The sequence below is a fragment of the Clavibacter davisi genome (genome assembly GCF_052751415.1).
The window spans coordinates 1,902,667-1,918,031 of record NZ_CP199882.1; the positions used below are offsets into that span (position 1 = coordinate 1,902,667).

Annotated in this window: 17 protein-coding genes; 6 read left to right on the forward strand and 11 right to left on the reverse strand. The window is 71.4% G+C overall.

The features are described from left to right. Positions 1–14: 14 nt before the first annotated feature. From ACU4ZT_RS09005 to glgA, 3 genes are all read right to left on the reverse strand, one after another. On the reverse strand, positions 15–272 hold the full coding sequence (locus ACU4ZT_RS09005; RefSeq protein WP_063071809.1) for a type B 50S ribosomal protein L31: 258 nt from the start codon (positions 270–272) through the stop codon (positions 15–17). A 132-nt stretch (positions 273–404) separates the two neighbouring features. Then, positions 405–1,193, reverse strand: a complete 789-nt coding sequence (locus ACU4ZT_RS09010) for an ABC transporter ATP-binding protein (RefSeq protein ID WP_270981468.1) — start codon at positions 1,191–1,193, stop codon at positions 405–407. A gap of 63 nt (positions 1,194–1,256) precedes the next feature. Continuing rightward, entirely contained in the window at positions 1,257–2,441 is a 1,185-nt protein-coding gene (gene glgA / locus ACU4ZT_RS09015) for a glycogen synthase (protein ID WP_445337041.1), read from the reverse strand. Positions 2,442–2,487: 46 nt separating this feature from the next. Between glgA and ACU4ZT_RS09020 the strand changes: the two genes are divergently transcribed. Both ACU4ZT_RS09020 and serB read left to right on the forward strand, forming a co-directional pair. Further along, on the forward strand, positions 2,488–3,729 hold the full coding sequence (locus tag ACU4ZT_RS09020; protein ID WP_063071806.1) for a glucose-1-phosphate adenylyltransferase: 1,242 nt from the start codon (positions 2,488–2,490) through the stop codon (positions 3,727–3,729). Continuing rightward, complete coding sequence (gene serB / locus ACU4ZT_RS09025; protein WP_445337042.1) at positions 3,726–4,424, forward strand: phosphoserine phosphatase SerB; 699 nt, start codon at positions 3,726–3,728, stop codon at positions 4,422–4,424. Before ACU4ZT_RS09020 ends, serB begins: the two co-directional genes overlap by 4 nt. A gap of 18 nt (positions 4,425–4,442) precedes the next feature. Here the strand turns inward: serB and ACU4ZT_RS09030 are convergent, their stop codons facing one another. Further along, positions 4,443–5,399 carry a phosphotransferase enzyme family protein gene (locus ACU4ZT_RS09030; protein WP_445337043.1) on the reverse strand — a complete coding sequence of 319 codons (957 nt, stop codon included), beginning with the start codon at positions 5,397–5,399 and terminating at the stop codon, positions 4,443–4,445. Between the two features lie 23 nt (positions 5,400–5,422). Further along, complete coding sequence (gene fabG, locus ACU4ZT_RS09035) at positions 5,423–6,133, reverse strand: 3-oxoacyl-ACP reductase FabG (RefSeq protein WP_063071804.1); 711 nt, start codon at positions 6,131–6,133, stop codon at positions 5,423–5,425. A gap of 119 nt (positions 6,134–6,252) precedes the next feature. Here fabG and ACU4ZT_RS09040 point away from each other — a divergent pair, with 119 nt between their 5' ends. Genes ACU4ZT_RS09040 through ACU4ZT_RS09050 form a run of 3 tightly spaced genes read left to right on the forward strand, consistent with a single transcriptional unit; the run spans position 6,253 to position 7,834 of the window. After that, positions 6,253–6,741 (forward strand): DUF3099 domain-containing protein, encoded by a 489-nt coding sequence (locus ACU4ZT_RS09040; protein WP_445337044.1) that lies wholly within the window; start codon positions 6,253–6,255, stop codon positions 6,739–6,741. After that, positions 6,738–6,992, forward strand: a complete 255-nt coding sequence (locus ACU4ZT_RS09045; RefSeq protein ID WP_445337045.1) for a hypothetical protein — start codon at positions 6,738–6,740, stop codon at positions 6,990–6,992. The genes ACU4ZT_RS09040 and ACU4ZT_RS09045 overlap by 4 nt, the downstream gene beginning before the upstream one ends. After that, positions 6,989–7,834 (forward strand): SURF1 family cytochrome oxidase biogenesis protein, encoded by an 846-nt coding sequence (locus tag ACU4ZT_RS09050; protein ID WP_445337046.1) that lies wholly within the window; start codon positions 6,989–6,991, stop codon positions 7,832–7,834. The genes ACU4ZT_RS09045 and ACU4ZT_RS09050 overlap by 4 nt, the downstream gene beginning before the upstream one ends. A gap of 54 nt (positions 7,835–7,888) precedes the next feature. Here the strand turns inward: ACU4ZT_RS09050 and ACU4ZT_RS09055 are convergent, their stop codons facing one another. From ACU4ZT_RS09055 to sufB, 6 genes are all read right to left on the reverse strand, one after another. After that, on the reverse strand, positions 7,889–9,487 hold the full coding sequence (locus ACU4ZT_RS09055) for an ABC-F family ATP-binding cassette domain-containing protein (RefSeq protein ID WP_270981472.1): 1,599 nt from the start codon (positions 9,485–9,487) through the stop codon (positions 7,889–7,891). 233 nt (positions 9,488–9,720) lie between these two features. Continuing rightward, a complete protein-coding gene (locus ACU4ZT_RS09060; protein WP_043669540.1) occupies positions 9,721–10,056 on the reverse strand; it encodes a metal-sulfur cluster assembly factor in 336 nt (111 codons plus the stop codon). Beyond that, positions 10,053–10,823 carry a Fe-S cluster assembly ATPase SufC gene (gene sufC / locus ACU4ZT_RS09065; protein ID WP_063071799.1) on the reverse strand — a complete coding sequence of 257 codons (771 nt, stop codon included), beginning with the start codon at positions 10,821–10,823 and terminating at the stop codon, positions 10,053–10,055. The genes ACU4ZT_RS09060 and sufC overlap by 4 nt, the downstream gene beginning before the upstream one ends. 13 nt (positions 10,824–10,836) lie before the next feature. After that, positions 10,837–11,157 carry a non-heme iron oxygenase ferredoxin subunit gene (locus ACU4ZT_RS09070; protein ID WP_015490400.1) on the reverse strand — a complete coding sequence of 107 codons (321 nt, stop codon included), beginning with the start codon at positions 11,155–11,157 and terminating at the stop codon, positions 10,837–10,839. Further along, positions 11,154–12,365 (reverse strand): Fe-S cluster assembly protein SufD, encoded by a 1,212-nt coding sequence (gene sufD, locus ACU4ZT_RS09075; protein ID WP_175345501.1) that lies wholly within the window; start codon positions 12,363–12,365, stop codon positions 11,154–11,156. Before sufD ends, ACU4ZT_RS09070 begins: the two co-directional genes overlap by 4 nt. Beyond that, the gene (gene sufB, locus ACU4ZT_RS09080; protein WP_012038419.1) at positions 12,366–13,784 is read right to left on the reverse strand and encodes a Fe-S cluster assembly protein SufB; all 1,419 of its coding nucleotides are present in this window, start codon (positions 13,782–13,784) and stop codon (positions 12,366–12,368) included. It lies immediately after the preceding gene. Between the two features lie 324 nt (positions 13,785–14,108). On the opposite strand from sufB, the gene ACU4ZT_RS09085 reads away from it, so the two are divergent. Beyond that, positions 14,109–15,059: a COX15/CtaA family protein gene (locus ACU4ZT_RS09085; RefSeq protein WP_445337047.1), complete on the forward strand. Its 951-nt coding sequence runs from the start codon at positions 14,109–14,111 to the stop codon at positions 15,057–15,059. Positions 15,060–15,365: the final 306 nt, after the last annotated feature.

Below are 15,365 nucleotides of genomic sequence, written 5' to 3' on the forward strand. Positions count from 1 at the left end.
GCAGCAGGAGGCTGCTACTTCTTGGTGCCGAAGTTCGCGTAGCGCGAGTTGAACTTCTCGACGCGGCCGGCGGAGTCCATGATGCGCTGCTTGCCCGTGTAGAACGGGTGCGACTCGCTCGAGATCTCGACGTCGATGACGGCGTACTCCTTGCCGTCCTCCCAGACGATGGTCTTCGAGCTGCTCACGGTGGAGCGGGTGAGGAAGGTCGCGCCGGAGGCGAGGTCGCGGAAGACGACGGGGGCGTACTTGGGGTGGATGTCGGTCTTCATCGGGGTGTCCTTCGTCGTTTCTGGTGTCTGCGTGGGAAGCGTGGGTGTCCGGGATGATCACCGGACCAGTGGACGAGCCTACCAGACGGGTGCCCGGATCGGGTCGGCGCGCCGAGGAGCGGCGCGGACGGATCAGCGGCGGACGGCGCGGGCCGTGAAGCGGCCGTCGTCCTGCGTGACCTCGAGCTCGAGGCCGAAGGCGCGGCCCAGGTTGTCGGCCGTGATGACGTCCGCGAGCGGCCCCGCCGCCACGACGGCGCCCTGGCGCAGGAGCAGCCCGTGCGTGAATCCGCGGGGGATCTCCTCGACGTGGTGGGTGACCATGACGATGCCGGGCGCCTCGGGCGCGGACGCGTAGCCGCCGAGCAGCTGGAGCAGCTCCTCGCGGGCGCCGAGGTCGAGGCTCGCGGCGGGCTCGTCGAGGAGCAGGAGCTCGGGGTCCGTCATGATCGAGCGGGCGATCTGCACGCGCTTCTGCTCGCCGTCGCTGAGAGTGCCGAACTTCCGCTGCTCGAGGTGGTCGAGGCGCCACTCGGCGAGCACGCGCTGGGCGCGCCGCACGTCGATGTCCTCGTAGTCCTCGTTCCAGCGGCCGGTGACCGAGTACGCCGCCGTGAGCACCACGTCGAGCACGGTCTCGTCGGCGGGGATGCGGCGGGCCATGGCGGTGGACGCGAAGCCGATGCGCGAGCGCAGCTCGAAGACGTCGACCCGGCCGAGCTCGTGGTCGAGCACCGTGGCGGTGCCGGAGGACGGGTGCGCCATCGCCGAGGCGATCTGGAGGAGGCTCGTCTTGCCCGCGCCGTTGGGGCCGAGGACGACCCAGCGCTCGTCGCCGTCGACCGTCCAGTCCACGTGGTCGAGGATGGTCGTCCCGTTCCGGACGAAGGACACTCCGGACAGGGAGAGGACGTGGCTCATGCCCGTCAGTCTATCCGCCCGGGCCCCGGGTGCGGCCCGCCGCCACCCGGGCCGCGAGGCCGGTCAGCGGAGGATCGACGCGTAGATCGCCTCGGTCTGCCGGGCGATGCGGTCCCAGCCGAACTCCCGCTCGGCACGCACCCGGCCGGCCTCGCCCATGCGGCGCGCGGCCGCGGGATCCGCCACGACCTCGGTGAGCGCGGCGGCGAGGTCGCGGACGAACCGCTCCGGGTCGGTGGGCGTGCCCGTGCCGTCCGTCGCCTGGTCGATGGGGACGAGGCGGCCGGTGACGCCGTCGTCGACGACCTCGGGGATCCCGCCCGTGGCGGTGCCCACGACGGGCGCGCCGCACGCCATGGCCTCGAGGTTCACGATGCCGAGCGGCTCGTAGACCGACGGGCACACGAAGACCGTGCCGGCGGTGAGCACCGCGGAGAGCTCGCGACGCGGCAGGAGACGGTCGATCCAGACGACGCCGGAGCGCTCCTCCTGGAGGCCGCGCACGAGGGCCGTCACCTCCTCCATGATCTGCGGGGTGTCGGGCGCGCCCGCGCACAGCACCATCTGCACGTCGGCGGGCAGGAGCGCCGCGGCGCGGAGCAGGTACGGCAGGCCCTTCTGGCGCGTGATGCGGCCGACGAAGACGACCGAGGGGCGCGACGGATCGATGCCGAGGGAGCGCACGAGGTCCTCGTCGTGCACGGGCGCCCACGCCTCGAGGTCGATGCCGTTGTAGACGGTGTGCACGCGCGCCTCGTCGAGCGCGGGATACGAGCGGAGGATGTCGCGCTTCATGCCGTCGCTCACCGCGATGACGGCGTCGGCCGCCTCGTACGCCGTGCGCTCGATCCAGCTGGAGACGCGGTAGCCGCCGCCCAGCTGCTCGGCCTTCCAGGGTCGGAGCGGCTCGAGGCTGTGCGCGGTGACCACGTGCGGGATGCCGTGCAGCAGCGACGCGACGTGGCCCGCGTGGTTGGCGTACCAGGTGTGGGAGTGCACGACGGCGGCGCCGGCGACGTCGCGCGCGATGGCGAGGTCGACGGCCATCGTCTGCAGCGTGGCGTTGGCGCCGGCGAGCTCCGAGGGGACGGGGTAGGAGAAGACGCCGGGCTCGTCACGCGGCGCCCCGAAGGCGCGGACCACGACCTCCGTCTGCTGCCGCATGGCCTTCACGAGCTCCGTGACATGGACCCCCGCACCCCCGTAGACCTCGGGCGGATACTCCTTGGTGATCACGTCTGCTCGCATTCGTCGAACGCTAGTACATGCCCTGACGTGCATCTACGCTGGTGCAATGGCATCGAAGAAGATCTTTGGAATCGTGCTCGCCGGCGGCGAGGGCAAGAGGCTCATGCCGCTCACCGCGGACCGCGCCAAGCCCGCCGTCCCGTTCGGCGGCCAGTACCGGCTCATCGACTTCGCGCTCTCCAACCTCATCAACTCGGGGCTGACGCAGATCGTCGTGCTGACGCAGTACAAGTCGCACTCGCTCGACCGTCACGTGTCGCAGACCTGGCGCCTCAACCAGATGCTCAACTCCTACATCGCGTCCGTGCCCGCGCAGCAGCGCCTCGGCAAGCGGTGGTTCAGCGGGTCGGCCGACGCCATCCTGCAGAGCCTCAACCTCATCAACGACGAGAAGCCCGACATCGTCGTGGTGGTGGGCGCCGACCACGTGTACCGCATGGACTTCAGCCAGATGATCGACGCGCACATCGCGTCCGGCCACGGCGCGACGGTCGCGGCCATCCGCCAGCCCATCGAGCTGGCCGACCAGTTCGGCGTGATCGACGTGGACCCCGCGAACCCCTACGCCATCCGCGCGTTCCTCGAGAAGCCGAAGGACCCGCAGGGCCTCGACGACTCCCCCGGCGAGGTGCTCGCGTCCATGGGCAACTACGTCTTCGACACCGACCAGCTCATCGACGCCGTGCGCCGCGACGGCGAGAACGCCGAGTCCGCGCACGACATGGGCGGCGACATCGTGCCGTGGTTCGTGGAGCAGGGGAACGCCGGTGTCTACGACCTCAACCGCAACGAGGTCCCCGGTGCCAACGACCGCGACCGCTACTACTGGCGCGACGTCGGCACCATCGAGTCGTTCTTCGACGCGCACCAGGACCTCATCTCGGCGCTGCCGGTGTTCAACCTCTACAACAAGGACTGGCCGATCTTCAGCCAGCAGCTCAACAGCCCGCCCGCGAAGTTCGTCCGCGACGCGCAGGGCAACACGGGAACGATGATCGACTCGATCACCTCGCTCGGCGGCGTCATCAGCGGCGCCCACGTCGAGCGCAGCGTGCTCGGCCCGTGGGTCATCGCGGAGTCGGGCGCGCGGATCGTCGACTCCATCGTCTTCGACAAGGTGCACATCGGGGCGGGCGCGGTCGTCAGCCGCGCCATCCTCGACAAGGACGTCGAGGTGGAGCCCGGCGCCACCGTCGGCGTCGACCACGACCGCGACCGCGCGCGCGGCTTCACGGTCACCGACGGCGGGATCACCGTCGTGGGCAAGGGCGTGCGCGTCACCCCGTGAGCGCCGTCCTCCCCCTGACGCGTCCCGCGGTGCCGGCGCCGGACACGCGAGTCGCGGGTCCGCGCATGCTCGTCGTGCTCGACGTCGACTCCACCCTGATCGAGGACGAGGCGATCGAGCTGCTGGCCGCGGAGGCGGGCTCGCTCGACGAGGTCGCCGCCGTCACCGAGCGGGCCATGCGCGGCGAGCTCGACTTCGCCGAGAGCCTGCGCTCCCGCGTGCTCACGCTGGTCGGCCTGCCGGATTCCGTGCACGCGGTCGTCGGCCGCCGCATCCGCGTCACCCCGGGCGCCGAGCGGCTCGTCGCGGGCCTGCACGACGCCGGCCACGTGGTCGCCGTCGTCTCCGGCGGGTTCCACGAGCTGCTGGATCCGCTCGCCGAGCGCCTCGGGCTCGACCGGTGGCGCGCGAACCGGCTGGAGACCGTCGACGGGTGCCTCACGGGACGGGTCGCCGGCCCCGTCATCGACGCCGCGGCGAAGCGCGCGGCCGTCGAGGAGTGGAGCGCGGAGCTGGGCATCCCGCTGTCGCGCGTCGTCGCGGTGGGCGACGGTGCCAACGACCTCGAGATGATGTCGGTCGCCGGCCTCTCCGTCGCCTTCGACGCGAAGCCCGCCGTCCGGGAGCGCGCCGACGTCTGCGTCGACCGCCGCGACCTCGCGCAGGTGCTCGCGCTCCTCGGCCTCCCCCGCTGACGCGGCGTCACCGCCGTCTCAGCCGCCGACGACCGCCCGGGCGATGGCGACGAGCTGCGCGATGTTCGCGGGCATCCGCTCGCGCTCGGACGGCAGGCTCGCGAGGTGCGTGACGTTGTCGAGGTACGCCAGGAAGATGAACGCGCCGAAGCGCTCGTCGGGGACGCCCGTGCTTCCGCCCGCCGCGGTGTAGGCGCGGTGGAACTGCGCGCGCTGCCGGGGCGCGAGGTACATGATCGCGGCGGCGACGTCGAGTCCCGCCGGGCCGAGGCCGCAGCGGTCGAAGTCGATGACGGAGGCGCTGTCGGGCCCCTGGATGAGGTTGCCCGGGTGGTAGTCGCCGTGCACCATGATCGGGGGCCCCGCCTCCGCGAGCGTGGCCCGCAGCTCCTCGACGGCGCCCGCGAGCGCGGCGGCGGTGGACCCGTCGGCCATGATGCCGGGGTAGCCGTCCGCCAGCCTCTCCAGCCGCAGGGCGGCGTAGTCGGCGTCGTACTGGCGACGGCGCGAGGCTAGGGCGACCGCGGCCGGGTCCGCGCCCGCGGCGTGCAGCGCCGCGAGCGCCTCCGCGAACGGCCCGGCGTCGGCCGTGGCCGGGAGGCTGCTCAGCATCTCGCCGTCGTGCCAGGTGAGGAGGCTCGCGAGCCGCAGCTCGACCCGCTCCCCCGACGCGCCCGTCACCGCCCGACGGAGGCCGACCTCGTCGTCGTCCGGCACGGCGGCCTCGACGGTCGCGGTCCAGTTCGCGTCGCGCGTGCGCTGCGGCACGGGCACCGAGGCCCCGCCGCGCGCGGCCAGCATGGCCAGCCAGTCGAGCTCGAGGTCGATCTCGTGGGGCTTCCGCCGCGCGACGTGCAGGCGGAGCAGATAGCGCGATCCCCCCTCGACGTCCACGCGGTACGCGTGGTTGTGCGTGGCTCCGAGCTCGGTGAGCTCGGCGGGACCGATGTCCCACGCGGCCAGGAGGTCGGACACGGCCCTCTCCCCGACGAGCGGCGTCAGTGGCCCATGCCGAGGCCGCCGTCGACGGGGATGACGGCGCCCGAGATGTACGCGGCCTCGTCGGAGGAGATCCACGCGACGACGCCGGCGACCTCGGCGGCGGTGCCGTAGCGGCCGGCCGGGATGGACTTCCGGTACTCGGCCGCGGTCGCCTCGGGCAGCTCGGCGGTCATGTCGGTCTCGATGAAGCCCGGGGCCACGACGTTGGCCGTGATGCCGCGACCGCCGAGCTCGCGCGTGACCGAGCGGGCGAGGCCGACGAGCCCGCTCTTGGACGCCGCGTAGTTGACCTGGCCGCCGGAGCCGTAGAGGCCGACGACGCTCGAGATGAGGACGATGCGGCCGAAGCGGGCCTTGAGCATGCCCTTGGACGCGCGCTTGACCACGCGGAAGGCGCCGCCCAGGTTGGTGTCGACCACCTCGGTGAAGTCGGCGTCGCTCATGCGCATCATCAGGGTGTCGCGGGTGATGCCGGCGTTGGCGACCACGACCTCGACCGGGCCGTACGCGGCCTCGACCTCGGTGAACGCCGCGTCGACGGACGCGGCGTCGGTGACGTCGGCGCGGACCGTGAGGCTGCCCGCGGGACCCTCGCCCGAGCGGGCGGTGACGGCGACGCGGTGGCCCTGGCGGAGCATCTCCTCCGCGATCGCGTACCCGATCCCCCTGTTGCCTCCGGTGACGAGGACGGTGCGTGCGGCGCTCATGGGGGACCTTCCCTTACGGCTCGGCGGGGGCATGCGGACTCGGGAGATCCTATCGGTGGTGCGGCGTACCCTTGTCCCGATGGGGCGCGCGACGTGCCCTCGAAGGACGCCAACCACGCATGCCAGCCCCGCAGCAATCGGTCACCAGCCTCCCCCGGTCCCCGCAGGAGGACCGTCACGCGCGCATGGTGAAGTACACCATCGCCATGAGCATCAGGATGGTCTGCATCCTGTCCTGCCTGTTCCTCCAGGGCTGGTGGCTGGCCGTCGCGGCCGTCGGCGCCGTCGTGCTCCCCTACTTCGCGGTCATCCTCGCGAACGTGGGCGGCAACCAGGGCACGGCCGTGGAGCGCCCGGGCGGCGTCGTCGCCGTGTCCGCGCGGCACTCGGGCTTCCCGCCGCCGGCCGCGCCGTACGTCCCCTCCGAGCCGTTCACGATGTCGGAGCCGCACGCGCCGTCCGAGCCGTCCCGCTCCTCCGAGGCCTTCACAACCCCCGAGCCCTTCACCACGTACGAGACCGGCCGCGCTCCGGAACCGCGTCCGCACGCCGCCCGCCCCGCATCGGCCGCCGAGCCGGGAGTGCCCGACTCCCCGACCGACGCGTGAGCGGGCTCGCCTCCTGGGGGCTCGGCTCCGGTCCGTCCCCCGACGTCGTCCAGTGCTCGCGCGCCGGCTGCCGGGCGGACGCCGCCTGGCGGGTCGAGTGGCGGAACCCGCGGATCCACACCGTCGACCGCGTGAAGACGTGGACGGCGTGCGACGAGCACGTCGGCTTCCTCCGCGACTTCCTCGCCGGCCGCGACTTCCCCGTGCGGGTCGCCGCCGTCGACGCGCCCGTCGAGGGGGCGATCGCGTGAACCGCTGGCGCTTCGTCCTCAACCGCCGCTGGGCCGGCTACCTGCTCGTCGCCGTGGTCTTCTCCATCGCCTGCGTGCTGCTCAGCCACTGGCAGTTCGCCCGTCGCGACGAGGCCCTCGCCGAGATCGCCAAGGTGGAGGACAACTGGGATCGCGCGGCGCAGCCGGTCGACCAGGTGCTCGCCGACACGTCCGCGTACGTCGACACGCAGAAGTGGACCCCGGTCACCATGACCGGCACGTACCTCGTCGACCAGCAGATCCTCGCGCGCAACCGCCCCTTCAACGGGCAGCCCGGCTTCGAGGTCCTCACGCCGCTGCGCCTCGAGGACGGACGCGTCTTCGTCGTCGACCGCGGGTGGGTGCCCATCGGCAACTCGCAGGACTCCCCTGACTCCGTACCTGCGCCGCCCGCGGGCGAGGTCACCGTCACGACGCGGCTGAAGGCGGGCGAACCGGAGCTGCCGGGACGCACCGCCCCCGAAGGGCAGATCGCCACCGTGAACCTGCCCGACATCGCCGACCGCATCCAGGCGCCCACGTTCACCGGCGCGTACGGCCTGCTGATGTCCGAGGACCCGGCCCCCGCGGCCGCGGCGCCGTTCGCCACGCCGCGTCCGGAGGAGGACGAGGGCCCGCACCTCTCCTACGCCTTCCAGTGGCTCGTGTTCGCGATCATCGCGTTCGTGGGGCTGGGCGTCGCGATCCGCAACGAGTACCGCATCATCAACCAGGACGACCCCGAGGAGCAGGACCGCGAGCGTGCCCGCCAGGCGAAGCGGGCGCGGAAGCAGCCCTCGGACGCCGACGTCGAGGACCGGATCCTCGACGACGCGCGCTGAGCGCACCCCGCCCCGGCGCTCCCGTCGGGAGGCCGCGGGCTGCGCCCAGTCGGATCAGGCGAGCTCGATGAGGTCCATGTAGTCGGGGCTCCAGTGGTCCTCGGTGCCCTCCGGCATGATGAGGACGCGCTCCGGGTTGAGCGCCTCGACCGCGCCGGAGTCGTGGCTCACGAGCACGACCGCGCCGGAGTAGGTGTTGAGCGCGCCGAGGATTTCCTCGCGGCTCGCGGGGTCGAGGTTGTTGGTGGGCTCGTCGAGGAGCAGCACGTTGGCGCCCGACACGACGATCATCGCCAGCGCCAGGCGCGTCTTCTCGCCGCCGGAGAGGACGCCCGCGGGCTTGGCCGAGTCGTCGCCCGTGAACAGGAACGAGCCGAGGACGCGTCGCGCCTCCATCTCGGAGATGTCCGGCGACGAGGAGACCATGTTCTCCAGCACGCTCCGCTTGACGTCGATCGTCTCGTGCTCCTGCGCGTAGTAGCCGATGCGCAGGCCGTGTCCGGGCTCGAGGCGTCCGGTGTCGGGTTCGTCGACGCCCGCGAGGATCCGCAGCAGCGTGGTCTTGCCCGCGCCGTTGAGGCCGAGGATGACGACCTTGCTCCCGCGGTCGATGGCGAGGTCGACGGCGGTGAAGATCTCGAGCGAGCCGTAGTTCTTGCTGAGGTCGCTCGCCATGAGCGGTGTGCGCCCGCAGGCGACGGGCTCGGGGAAGCGCAGCTTGGCGACGCGGTCGACGGCGCGCACCTCCTCCAGGCCGGACAGCATCTTCTCCGCGCGCCGCACCATCTGGTGGGCGGCCGCCGCCTTCGATGCCTTGGCGCCGAACTTCGCGGCCTGCAGCTGGAGGACGCCGGCCTTCTTCTCGACGTTGGCGCGCTCCTTCTTGCGGCGCTCCTCGTCGGCGGCGCGCTGGCGCTGGTAGTGCTTCCAGCCCATGTTGTAGATGTCGATGACCATGCGGTTCGCGTCGAGGTAGAAGACGCGGTTCACGGTGTCGCCGACGAGCTCCACGTCGTGGCTGATCACGATGAGGCCGCCCTGGTAGCCCTTGAGGAACTCGCGGAGCCAGGTGACGGAGTCGGCGTCGAGGTGGTTGGTGGGCTCGTCGAGGAGCATCGTGTCGGCGCCGGAGAAGAGGATGCGCGCGAGCTCGATGCGCCGGCGCTGACCGCCGGAGAGGGTGCTGAGCGGCTGGTCGAGGATCCGGTCCGGCAGGCTCAGGTTGCTCGCGATGGACGCGGCCTCCGCCTCGGCCGCGTACCCGCCGAGCGCGACGAAGCGCTCCTCGAGCCGGCCGTAGTCCTTCATGGCCTTCGACGAGACCTTGTCGTCGGTGGACGCCATGTCGAGCATCGCGCGCTGCATGTCGAGCGACAGCGTGCCGAGCCCGCGTGCGTCGAGGATGCGCGTGCGCGCCAGGTCCTCAGGGTTCCCGGAGCGCGGGTCCTGCGGGAGGTAGCCGATCTCGCCGGAGCGGTCGATGCGGCCGCCGGTGGGCTGGCCCTCCCCCGCGAGGATCTTGGTGAGCGTGGTCTTGCCGGCGCCGTTGCGGCCGACGAGGCCGATCTTGTCCCCCGGGCTCACCCGGAACGAGACATCCTCCATGAGGACGCGGGCGCCGACGCGCAGCTCCAGTTCGTGTACAGCGAGCACGGTGAGAGGTCCTTCTGATCAGCGGATGTCCCACGGTCCGTGGGAGAGGGGCGACCCGCAGCAGAGGGGGTCGAGCCCGGTCGGTCGAGGGCGTCCATCGGACCCGACCGGTCCAGTGTACGAGACGGCGGCGTCCCGCCCCTCCCGACAGCGGCCGAGAGGCGGGCCCCGACGCGACGACGGCCCCACCCGGTGCGGGAGGGGCCGTCGAGGTCGCGCGGCGCGGGCGCGGATCAGATGGAGAAGCCGAGGGCCCGCATCATGTCGCGGCCGTCGTCGGTGATCCGCTCCGGACCCCACGGCGGCATCCACACCCAGTTGATGCGGAACGCGGCCACGACGCCGTCGAGCGCCTCCGCGGTCTGCTCCTCGAGCACGTCGGTCAGCGGGCAGCCCGCCGATGTCAGCGTCATGTGGATGATGAGGGCGTCGTTCTCGTCGTCCCACGCGAGGTCGTAGATGAGACCCAGGTCGACCACGTTGATCCCGAGCTCGGGATCCATGACGTCCTTGAGCGCCTCCTCGACCTCGTCGAACTTCTGCGGGGTCAGCGTGCTCTGCGTGCTCACGCGTCCACCGTGGTCGAGGGCGTCAGGAAGCGGTCGTAGCCCTCGTCCTCGAGGCGGTCGGCCAGCTCGCGCCCGCCCTGCTCGGCGACGCGACCGGCGACGAAGACGTGCACGAAGTCGGGCTGGATGTAGCGGAGGATGCGCGTGTAGTGCGTGATGAGCAGGAGCCCGAGGCCCGTGTTCGCCTTCGCGCGGTTGACGCCCTCGGAGACGATCTTGAGCGCGTCGACGTCGAGGCCGGAGTCGGTCTCGTCGAGCACCGCGAACTTCGGCTTCAGCAGCTCGAGCTGCAGCACCTCGTTGCGCTTCTTCTCGCCGCCGGAGAAGCCCTCGTTGACGTTGCGCTCGGCGAACGCGGGATCCATCTTGAGCGCCGCCATGGAGGTGCGGACGTCCTTGATCCAGCCGCGGATGGCCGGGGCCTCGCCGTCGATCGCGGTCTTCGCGGTGCGGAGGAAGTTCGTGGTGGTGACGCCGGGGATCTCGACCGGGTACTGCATGGCGAGGAACAGGCCGGCACGCGCGCGCTCGTCGACGCTCATGTCGAGCACCTCGACGCCGTCGAGCGTGACCGAGCCGGAGTCGACGTGGTACTTGGGGTGGCCCGCGATGGAGTACGCCAACGTGGACTTGCCCGAGCCGTTCGGGCCCATGATCGCGTGGATCTCGCCCTCGTTGATCGTGAGGTCGACGCCCTTGAGGATCTGCTTGCGACCCTGCTCGGTGTCGACGCTGACGTGCAGGTCGGTGATGGTGAGAGTTGACATGCGTGCGGTTCCTCTAGCTCTTCGGGGTGGTGTCGATGTGGATGTCGCCGTCCACGATCGTCACGGGGTAGACGGGGACGGGCTCGTACGCCGGCAGCGTGCGCGGCTTGCCCGTCTCGAGGGAGAACTTCGAGCCGTGGGCCCAGCACTCCAGGGTGTCGCCCTCGACGAAGCCCTCGGCCAGCGAGATGTCGCCGTGCGTGCAGGTGTCGCCGATGGCGTGCACGGTGCCCGAGGAGTCCTTGACGAGCGCGATGGCGAGGCCCTCGATCTCGATGCGGAGCGCCTCGTTCTCGCCCAGCTCGTCGACGGCGCAGATGCGGACGGCGGTCATCGGACGACCGCCCCGGTGCTCGTCCCGGCCAGCTCGGCCTCGATGGCGGCCTGCAGCCGCTCCTCGAGGTCGGGGACGCCGATCTGCTGCACGATCTCGCTGAGGAAGCCGCGGACGACGAGGCGACGCGCCTCCTCCTCCGTGATCCCGCGGGCCTGGAGGTAGAACAGCTGCTCGTCGTCGAAGCGGCCCGTGGCGCTCGCGTGACCGGCGCCGGCGATGTCGCCGGTCTCGATCTCGAGGTTCGGGACCGAGTCGGCGCGCGTGCCGTCCGTGAGGACGAGGTTGCGGTTCTGCTCGTAGCTGTCGGTGCCGGGTGCGGAACGACGGATGAGCACGTCTCCGATCCACACGGTGCGGGCGCCCTTCCCCTGCAGCGCGCCCTTGTAGGTGACGCGGCTGCGGGTGTTCGGGGCGTCGTGGTCGACGTAGACCTGCTGCTCGAGGTGCTGGCCCGCGTCGGCGAAGTACACGCCGAGGAGCTCGCCGTCGGCGCCCTCGTTCGAGAGGTGCGTGGAGGGATTGACCCGGACGATGGAGCCGCCGAGCGTCACCACCACGTGCTTGAGCTTCGCGTCCCGGCCGACGACGGCCTGGTGCGCGGCGAGGTGGCGCGCCTCGTCGTCCCACTGCTGCACCGTGACGACGGTGAGCTCGGCCTGGTCGCCGACGACGATCTCGACGTTCTCGACCAGCGAGGCCGACCCGGCGTTGTCGAGGATGACGACGCCGCGGCTGAAGGGCGCCGCCGTGATGACGGTGTGCGCCGCGCGGGGCGCCGAGCCGAGCTCGGAGCGGCCGACCGTGACGGTGACGGGCTGCTCGCCCGACACCTCGATGGCGAGCGCCTCCCCGAAGGACGACCAGGCGTTGGCCTGGGCGCGGTCCTCGGGGGCGCCGGCGGTGCCGACGCGGGCGTCGTCCCGCGCGATCCAGGAGACGGACGTGCCCTCACCCCCTGTGGTGGCGAACGGGTAGCGCGTGCCGTCGAGCTCACCCGAGATGAGGTCGTCGAGCCGGCGGACGGGCGTCAGCTTCCAGACGGCCTCGCGGCCGGTGACCGCGTCGAACGCCTCGACGTCCGTGGACGTGAAGCGCTCGGAGCGGGTCTGGATGGGGATGACGCCCCACCCTCCGTCGGTGTGCGCCCGGCTGCCGTGCTGGTCGGCGGGGACGGGGGCTTCTGTGGTGGCGAGTGGGGTCGTCATCTAGCCGACGGATCCTTCCATGCCCATCTCGATGAGCTTGTTGAGTTCGAGCGCGTACTCCATGGGCAGCTCTCGGGCGATGGGCTCGATGAAGCCGCGGACGATCATGGCCATGGCCTCGTCCTCGGGCATGCCCCGGCTCATCAGGTAGAACAGCTGCTCCTCGCTGACGCGCGAGACCGTGGCCTCGTGGCCGAGCTGCACGTCGTCCACCCGGATGTCGATCGCGGGGTACGTGTCGGAGCGTGAGATGGTGTCGACCAGCAGCGCGTCGCAGCGGACGGTGTTGGCGGAGTGGTGGGCGGCCGCGTCCACGCGGATCTCGCCGCGGTAGCCGGCCCGGCCGCCGCCGCGCGCGATCGACTTGGAGACGATCGACGACTGCGTGTACGGCGCCATGTGCACCATCTTTGCGCCGGCGTCCTGGTGCTGGCCGGGGCCCGCGAAGGCGACGGACAGGGTCTCGCCCTTGGCGCGCTCGCCCATGAGGTAGATGGAGGGGTACTTCATCGTGACCTTGGACCCGATGTTGCCGTCGATCCACTCCATGGTGGCGCCCTCGGCCGCCGTCGCGCGCTTGGTGACGAGGTTGTAGACGTTGTTCGACCAGTTCTGGATGGTCGTGTAGCGGACGCGGGCGTCCTTCTTCACGATGATCTCGACGACCGCGGAGTGCAGCGAGTCGGACTTGTAGATCGGGGCGGTGCAGCCCTCGATGTAGTGGACGTAGCTGCCCTCGTCCGCGATGATCAGCGTCCGCTCGAACTGGCCCATGTTCTCGGTGTTGATGCGGAAGTACGCCTGCAGCGGGATCTCGACATGGACGCCCTTGGGCACGTACACGAACGAGCCGCCGGACCACACCGCCGTGTTCAGCGCGGCGAACTTGTTGTCGCCCGCCGGGATGACGGTGCCGAAGTACTCCTTGAACAGCTCGGGGTGCTCGCGGAGCGCGGTGTCGGTGTCCATGAAGATGACGCCCTGGTCCTCGAGCTCCTTCTGGATGGAGTGGAAGACGACCTCGGACTCGTACTGGGCGGCCACGCCGGAGACGAGGCGCTGACGCTCCGCCTCGGGGATGCCGAGCCGCTCGTACGTGTTCTTGATGTCGTCGGGCAGGTCCTCCCACGTCTGGGCCTGCTTCTCCGTGGACCGCACGAAGTACTTGATGTTGTCGAAGTCGATGCCCGACAGGTCGGCGCCCCAGGTGGGCATGGGCTTCTTGCCGAAGAGCTCGTAACCCTTCATGCGGTTGGCGAGCATCCACTCGGGCTCGCTCTTGCGCCGCGAGATGTCGGCGACGACCTGGGGCGAGATGCCGCGCTTGGCGGACGCCCCGGCGACGTCGGAGTCGGACCAGCCGAACTCGTACTGCCCGAGGCTCTCGAGCTCGGGTCGGTCGATGAGCACATCTGACATGGCTACCTGCTTTCCTGACGATCTGGGCGTATCAGCGCCGTATCGGCAACCCCCTCGCACGGCGGGGCCGCTTCGGTGACGAGGGGAAGACTGTGGGTCTCAGGGATGCCGCGGCTTCACGCCTCGCACCCCTCTTAGGATGAACACGAACGCGGGTGGACTTGTTCCCGCCGTCCTCGCTGACGTGCCGGACGCCGAAAGGCCCGACGTGTTCCATGAACCACCCGATTCTACGGGCAATCCAGCGGGCGCGGAAGGCAGGCAGTGACTCACGGCACCGATGCGGGGCAGTCTCCCAGTGGGAGCGTGCTAGGTCAGACCACCATGGTGGCGAGGAGGCTGCGCGAGAGGCTCCCGGACGGGATCACCCGCGCGACGCGGATCCTCGTCTGGACCACGCTCGTCGTGCAGACGCTCGTCGTCGGCACGGGAGGGCTCGTCCGGCTCACCGGGTCGGGGCTCGGCTGCCCGACCTGGCCGCGATGCACCGCCGACTCCTTCGTCTCCACGCCCGAGATGGGCGTGCACGGGATCATCGAGTTCGGCAACCGCCTGCTCACCTTCGTGCTCGTGATCGTCGCGATCGCCACGTTCCTGGCGGTCCTGCGGCTGCGGAACCGCGGCCGGGGGCTCTTCTCCCTCGCGCTCGCCATCGGGCTCGGCATCCCGGCGCAGGGCGTCATCGGCGGCATCACGGTGCTCACCGGCCTCAACCCGTACATCGTGGGCATGCACTTCGTCGTCTCGGTGGTGCTCGTGGTGCTCTCCACCGTGCTGGTGTGGCGCACGTACCACCCGCTCGACGAGGCGGAGCGCTCGGTCCCCGCCTCCTTCCTCGCGCTCGCCCGGGTGACCGCCGCCGTGGTGGGCGTCACGATCCTCGTCGGCATCGTCGTCACCGGATCCGGTCCCCACGCCGGCGACCGCGGCGCCGCGCGCAACGGGCTCGACCCGGAGCTGCTGCAGCACGTGCACAGCTGGCCGGCGTACACGACCTTCGGCCTCACGGTCGCGCTCGTCGTCATCGCGGCGCGTCACCGCTGGCCGGCGGTCTCCCGCTGGACGCGCGTGCTGCTCGCCGTCGAGCTGGTGCAGATCGCCGTGGGCCTGATCCAGGCGCGCACGGGACTCCCGGAGTTCCTGGTGGGCCTGCACATGGTGCTCGCCTGCCTGCTGGCCTCCGCGATGACGGCGACGCTGCTGAGCACGACGCGGCGCGCGGACACGCTGCGCCTCACGCCCGCCGAGGTGCGCCGCGCGGCCCACGTGGGCTGATCCCGGCGCATCCCGCCCTCCTGTCGACGCCCGTCCGAGCACCGCTCGGGCGGGCGTCGTCATGTCGGGCGACGGGCGCAGGCCGATGCCGCGAGCCGGACCGGCGCGGACCGGTCGGAGAGCCGGGCGGGAGCATGAGGCGACGCCGACCGCGCCCGGGGCGCGTGCCGGGCGCGGGGATCACGGGGCGACACCGGTGACCATGTGCGGACCGCATGCGGCCGCGGGAGCCCCAGGGCGACACCCCGCTCCTCGGCGCGCACGGCGCCCGGTCCGATCCGCCTGCCCTCGGCGGATGCGGTCCGG